Raw genomic sequence first — 5,333 nt, forward strand, 5'->3', positions numbered from 1 at the left:
CCGGATCGCACGTCCGGGCATCGAGTCCTCCGAGCGGCTCGGACGGCACCGCTGGAAGATCGAACGGTCCATCGCCTGGCTCTTCGGCTACCGCCGCCTGGCCGTCCGGTACGAACGCAAGGGCAGCCACTTCCTCGCCTTCCTCGGACTCGCCGCCGCACTGACCTGCTACAAGAAGCTCGCCAAACTCACCATGTGAGACATGCTCTTAGCTTGTTCTTTATCTACCAAGATCTTCCGGGCTTGCCCGGCCGCTCGCCGCGGACCTTCGCCGGCCCTGGGAGAAACCCACCACTTCCGGCCGGCTTACCCCCGCCCGGGTCCGCCGAGGGTTCAGGAACATCCGCACCAAGAACAAACACCGGGCACCCCGCTACGACGTCGGCAAGACCGTCAAACGCCCCGAGACCCTCAAGGCCATCGGCAAGCCCGGAAGATCTTGGTAGATAAAGAACAAGCTGAGTGGGATGACATCATGCACGAATGGCTTCCCCCGAGACCGTGACGGCCGCCGAGCTTATGGACCGCACCCGTGACGGCGTCCTGCTCTTCGGCCTGACCCCGCCACGGCAGACCACCACCCCCGAGCAGGCCGACGCCGTCGCCGCCGCGGCCCTGACCCGGCTCCGGTCGGTGCAGGTCGACGGGCTCATCCTCTACGACGTGGACGCCGAGGCCGACCGGACCGAGGCCCCGCGACCGTTCCCGTTCATGCCGATGATGGACCCGGCCCACTTCCTCGACGGCCACCTCGCCGACTGGGCCGGCCCGGTGATTGTCTACCGCGCCGTGGGCAAGTACACCGGCGACCAGCTGGACCGCTGGTGGTCGCAGGCCGACCGCGACCGGGTGCTGACCGTCCTGGTCGGCGCGGCCTCCCGGCACCAGGTGGGCCGGACGAGCCTTCCCGAGGCCTACCGCCGGCATGCCGGGCTCTCCCTCCCGCCGCGGATGGGCGGCGTGGTCATCGCCGAACGGCACGCCGCCTCGGGGACGGAGCACGCACGCATGCTGCACAAGCAGGACGCCGGCTGCGAGTTCTTCGTCTCCCAGGTCTGCTACGACCTGGACCACACCCGCAACCTGCTCTCCGACTACACCCACAGCTGCCGCGACCAGGGCCTGGACCCGAAGCCGGTGGTGCTGACCCTGGCCCCGTGCGGGTCGGTGAAGACCCTGGAGTTCATGACCTGGCTCGGCATCGAGGTCCCGCGATGGCTCCAGGCCGAGATCACCCGCGGCGACCCCCTCGCCGCGTCGTACGAGCAGTGCCTCCTCAACGCCCGGGCCCTGATCGCGTACTGCCGCCGCCTCGGCCTGCCTTTCGGGATCAACGTCGAGAGCCTCACCAACCGCAAACTGGAGATCGACGCCTCCATCGACCTCGTCCGGGAGATCCGCGACCTGCTGGGCTGAATCATCGTCAGGTCGGCAAGCGGTCGTCGCCTGCATAAGCTTGTCCTTCATCTTCCGGCCTCGAATGGCGTCTCGAACTGAGTCGCTCACCTGGGGATTCGCCGGACGTGGGGGCGGCCCTCGTCTGATCATGTGCTCCGACCAAGGTGCACGTGACCACGACGAAGGCCGCGAGGGTGAGTCTGCTGCCTGATGCTGTTCAGAGGGAAGCGTTCGCGGAAGCGTCACGCTTCCGGGGCGAGTTCTACGAGTGTCTGACCGCTCGGCGCGACGAGTTGTTCGAACTGACGGACGCGGTGCTGTGTGCGGACGGTGCGGTGAAGTCCCCGGTGGACTTGACGCTGCTGCCCGAGCACCGCCGTGGGCACGGAGCGATGTACGGCGGCCTGAACCACGGCCGGATCGACGTCGATCGGCTTCGGGCGGTGCTGGCCGGGCTACCGCTCCCGCGTTTCGACGGCGGTCGCCTGGTCCTGGCGGTCGATGTGTCGCCGCGGCTTCGCTCGGACGCGCCGTGCTCGGCGGAGCGGCTGTTCTGCCACGTCTACGGCCGGGCGAAGACGGCGTCGCAGTTCATTCCGGGCTGGCCCTACTCCTTCGTCGCCGTGTTGGAGCCAAGTTCCACGTCCTGGACCGCGATCTTGGACGCGGTCCGGCTCGGCCCGGTGGATGACGCGACCGCGGTCACCGCCGCCCAGTTGAGGGGTGTCGTCGAGCGGCTCATAGCCGCGGGCCAGTGGCAGACCGGGGACCCGCATATCGTGATCGTCAGCGACGCAGGCTACGACGTCACCCGCCTGGCCTGGGTCCTGCGCGACCTGCCGGTCGAGATGGTCGGCCGTGTCCGCTCCGACCGCGTGATGCGTCTGCCGAAGCCACCGAGGATGCACGGAGTCAACGGCCGGCCGCCCAAGCACGGCCCGGAATTCCGCTTCACCAAGCCGGAGACCTGGCCCGAGCCTGCGATCACCACGGTCACGGACACCACCAACTACGGCAAGGCCGAGACCCAGGCGTGGGACCGGGTCCACCCAAGGCTCACCCACCGCTCATCCTGGCTCGACCACGACGGTGAACTACCTTTGGTCGAGGGGACGTTGATGCGGTTGAAAGTCGCGCATCTGTCGAAGGACCGGGATGCCCCGCCGGTGTGGTTATGGTCCTCCAAGACCGGCGCCACCCCGGACGACGTGGACCGCTTCTGGCAGGCATTTCTCCGCCGCTTCGATCTGGAGCACACCTTCCGCTTCGCGAAGCAGACGCTCGGCTGGACCACCCCGAAACTCCGTACCCCCGAAGCGGCGGACCGCTGGACCTGGCTCCTGATCATCGCTCACACCCAGCTCCGGCTCGCCCGGCCGCTCGCCGCGGACCTTCGCCGGCCCTGGGAGAAACCCACCACTTCCGGCCGGCTTACCCCCGCCCGGGTCCGCCGAGGGTTCAGGAACATCCGCGCTCACCTCGCCTGCCCTGCCCGTGTTCCTAAACCCCGAGGCTCCGGCCCCGGACGGCCCCCCGGCACCAAGAACAAACACCGGGCACCCCGCTACGACGTCGGCAAGACCGTCAAACGCCCCGAGACCCTCAAGGCCATCGGCAAGCCCGGAAGATCTTGGTAGATAAAGAACAAGCTTAGGCACGCCGTCGACCGCTTGCTGACCGTTCCACTTCCTGCCAGCCATCCCCCAGCGTCTGCCCTCCGGTCACCAGGCGCACCCTGCTGTGCACGGATGGCTTATTGGCGTCCGCTGGCGCCGTTGAGATGTGCGCTAGCGGTTTCAATGAACGACTTTGCCCTGTCCTTGAGGGTGTTGTGCCGCTCCTCGAACTTCTCGTTCGCGGAAGAGGCGACGGGATCCTCGGCGTGCTGGAGTTCCAGCACGGCACCGTAGACGTGGTTCGAGGCGAGTTCGATCCGGTGGGCCAGATCGGCGAGGTGTGCCGGTCCTTCGAGGCGCACGGCTGCGGCAGCGGAGACAAGGGCTTCGTTGTCCTGGGTGGTGAGGGTGTCGTTCCAGTGGCATTGCATCCCGGGGTCGATGGTGCCGAGGTACACCCGGAACATGTGGTTCTCGTACTTGGCCACCTCCACGACAAGGGCAGCGTATGCCTCGCGTTGATGTTGCCGACGGATGGCATCCACGGGGCCACGGTGCGCCGCCCACGCTTGTGCGCGGCCTGCGGCGTAGGCAGCTGCGGCGGCGAGTACGGCGGTGGGGGTGGTGATGAGAGCAGCGGCGACGGCGGAGTCCTAACCTCGCGCTTTCACGAAACGGGCTGTCCGGCTGGTGATCAGAAAAGCAGAAAGTGCCTCTGACCAGCGAGAATGAGGATTGCTGAGGTCCTTGTTCCCGCCATCGTCGGAGGCACTTCCCAGGTGAAGAAGAGTATCGGGTCGTACCCGCATGTCCGTGTCCAGGGCGGCGGCCGCGGGGTGGTCTCCCAGGCCGGGTCCGTGCTGCTGGTCGAGACAATCCGCAAGACCGGCCTTGATCAGGCGATATCCGCTGCGCTCGCGCCGTGGCGCAAGCCGCGTGCGGTGCACGACCCGGACAAAGTCCTGCTAGATGTCGCGCTCGCGACGGCTTCGCCTGCGGCTATTCTCTGCCACCGCCCAGCTGGTCACCACCGGCCGCCGCCGCTGGCTCCGCTTCACCGTCCGATGGCCCTGGACGGATATGATCACCCGCGTGATCCAGCGACTCGCAACCCTGCCGAACCCCGGCTGACCAGCGACTCCATCCGTCCCGACTAGCCACAGCAACATCCCGGAGCCGTGGAACCCCGGTGCCCACCCGACGCGACAGCCGGGCCGCCAACCTGCCCCAGCCCACGAAATTCCGCACCTCGCAAGCACAGAGTCCCCGTCAGCGAACCGACGAGGACTCATGAACGATCGAGGCTAGGCGGTGAAGTCCTCTTTCTTGCAATTCTTCGGCGCATAGCCAGATTTGGTGTTGCACACCTTCAGGGTCACCGTGGCGTCTTCCCTGATATCACCCGATACCCATCCGCTGCAGTAGCCCGAGGCGTGACCGCTCGTAGTGGCGGTACGGTCATATACTCCGTTGTGGTTGGAATCGAGGTAAGCCGTCACCCCCCAGCCATCGGCAGTCACGTCGCAAGCTCTTATGGAATCGCCGGGTATGTCTTGGTACGGATCCTGTTCGAAGTTTCCCCAGTCTTGGTTGTTGTTTATGTGAACCGCGAAGAGCTGGCCAGTGCCAGCACTGGCAGGACTTGCGGCGATTCCCAGGAGGGCGGCTGCAGCGATCGCCGTCATTGCCGGAAGTGCCTTCGTTCGCAACACGTGTCTCCCCTTCGCGAGTCAACGAAAAACCCGCCTATAGCTCTATTTCTGGAATGCCGGCTCATGGACGCAATGTCCGGCATGGGCATGATCCCATCGCGGCGATGCGTTCACGTCAAGAAATAGATCGAGGGTAGGGTCGATTTTCGGCCAATGAACCCGCTGAGGGCATCGATACGTGCGTGAAGGCTGCGGCGGCCGGCGCGGCTCCGGCCAGGACCAGCACGGTGCCGATGACCGTGCATGCGGTGACCGGTTCGGAGAGCATGAGCGCGCCTGCCGAGACCGCCACGACCGCCCCAACGCGACAGCCGGGCCACCACCATTCCCACGACCAGCTCGCAACAGCAAAAACGGCCCACCGAAAACCGACGGGCCGTCATGCAAGATCGAGGCTTAGAGCATGTCTCACGTGGTGAGTTTGGCGAGCTTCTTGTAGCAGGTCAGTGCGGCGGCGAGTCCGAGGAAGGCGAGGAAGTGGCTGCTCTTGCGTTCGTACCGGACGGCCAGGAGGCGGTAGCCGAAGAGCCAGGCGATGGACCGTTCGATCTTCCAGCGGTGCCGTCCGAGCCGCTCGGAGGACTCGATGCCCGGACGTGCGATCCGG

6 protein-coding genes and 2 pseudogenes are annotated in these 5,333 nt (G+C 66.3%); 5 read left to right on the plus strand and 3 right to left on the minus strand.

Annotation, left to right across the window (positions count from 1 at the left end):
• The 4 genes and pseudogenes from ACZ6CL_RS42700 to ACZ6CL_RS42715 form a co-directional block, all read left to right on the plus strand.
• A partial coding sequence (locus ACZ6CL_RS42700; RefSeq protein ID WP_468946928.1) for a transposase occupies positions 1 to 199 on the plus strand: 199 nt, incomplete at its 5' end.
• Positions 200 to 242: 43 nt separating this feature from the next.
• Positions 243 to 446: pseudogene (locus tag ACZ6CL_RS42705) on the plus strand (NF041680 family putative transposase); the annotation flags it as partial.
• A 37-nt stretch (positions 447 to 483) separates the two neighbouring features.
• Positions 484 to 1,416 carry a methylenetetrahydrofolate reductase gene (locus ACZ6CL_RS42710; RefSeq protein WP_468946930.1) on the plus strand — a complete coding sequence of 311 codons (933 nt, stop codon included), beginning with the start codon at positions 484 to 486 and terminating at the stop codon, positions 1,414 to 1,416.
• Positions 1,417 to 1,592: 176 nt separating this feature from the next.
• Positions 1,593 to 3,035 carry an NF041680 family putative transposase gene (locus ACZ6CL_RS42715; protein ID WP_468946938.1) on the plus strand — a complete coding sequence of 481 codons (1,443 nt, stop codon included), beginning with the start codon at positions 1,593 to 1,595 and terminating at the stop codon, positions 3,033 to 3,035.
• 116 nt (positions 3,036 to 3,151) lie between these two features.
• Here the strand turns inward: ACZ6CL_RS42715 and ACZ6CL_RS42720 are convergent, their stop codons facing one another.
• Positions 3,152 to 3,559 carry a hypothetical protein gene (locus ACZ6CL_RS42720; RefSeq protein WP_468946932.1) on the minus strand — a complete coding sequence of 136 codons (408 nt, stop codon included), beginning with the start codon at positions 3,557 to 3,559 and terminating at the stop codon, positions 3,152 to 3,154.
• A 234-nt stretch (positions 3,560 to 3,793) separates the two neighbouring features.
• Here ACZ6CL_RS42720 and ACZ6CL_RS42725 point away from each other — a divergent pair.
• Positions 3,794 to 4,003, plus strand: a pseudogene (locus ACZ6CL_RS42725) (transposase); the annotation flags it as partial.
• A gap of 315 nt (positions 4,004 to 4,318) precedes the next feature.
• Here ACZ6CL_RS42725 and ACZ6CL_RS42730 read toward each other — a convergent pair.
• Together ACZ6CL_RS42730 and ACZ6CL_RS42735 are read right to left on the minus strand one after the other, a co-directional pair.
• Complete coding sequence (locus ACZ6CL_RS42730; protein WP_468946935.1) at positions 4,319 to 4,726, minus strand: hypothetical protein; 408 nt, start codon at positions 4,724 to 4,726, stop codon at positions 4,319 to 4,321.
• A gap of 408 nt (positions 4,727 to 5,134) precedes the next feature.
• Positions 5,135 to 5,333 (minus strand): transposase (locus ACZ6CL_RS42735; RefSeq protein WP_468946937.1); only part of this gene is annotated, 199 nt, incomplete at its 5' end.

The sequence above is a fragment of the Streptomyces sp. NPDC041200 genome (genome assembly GCF_055591805.1).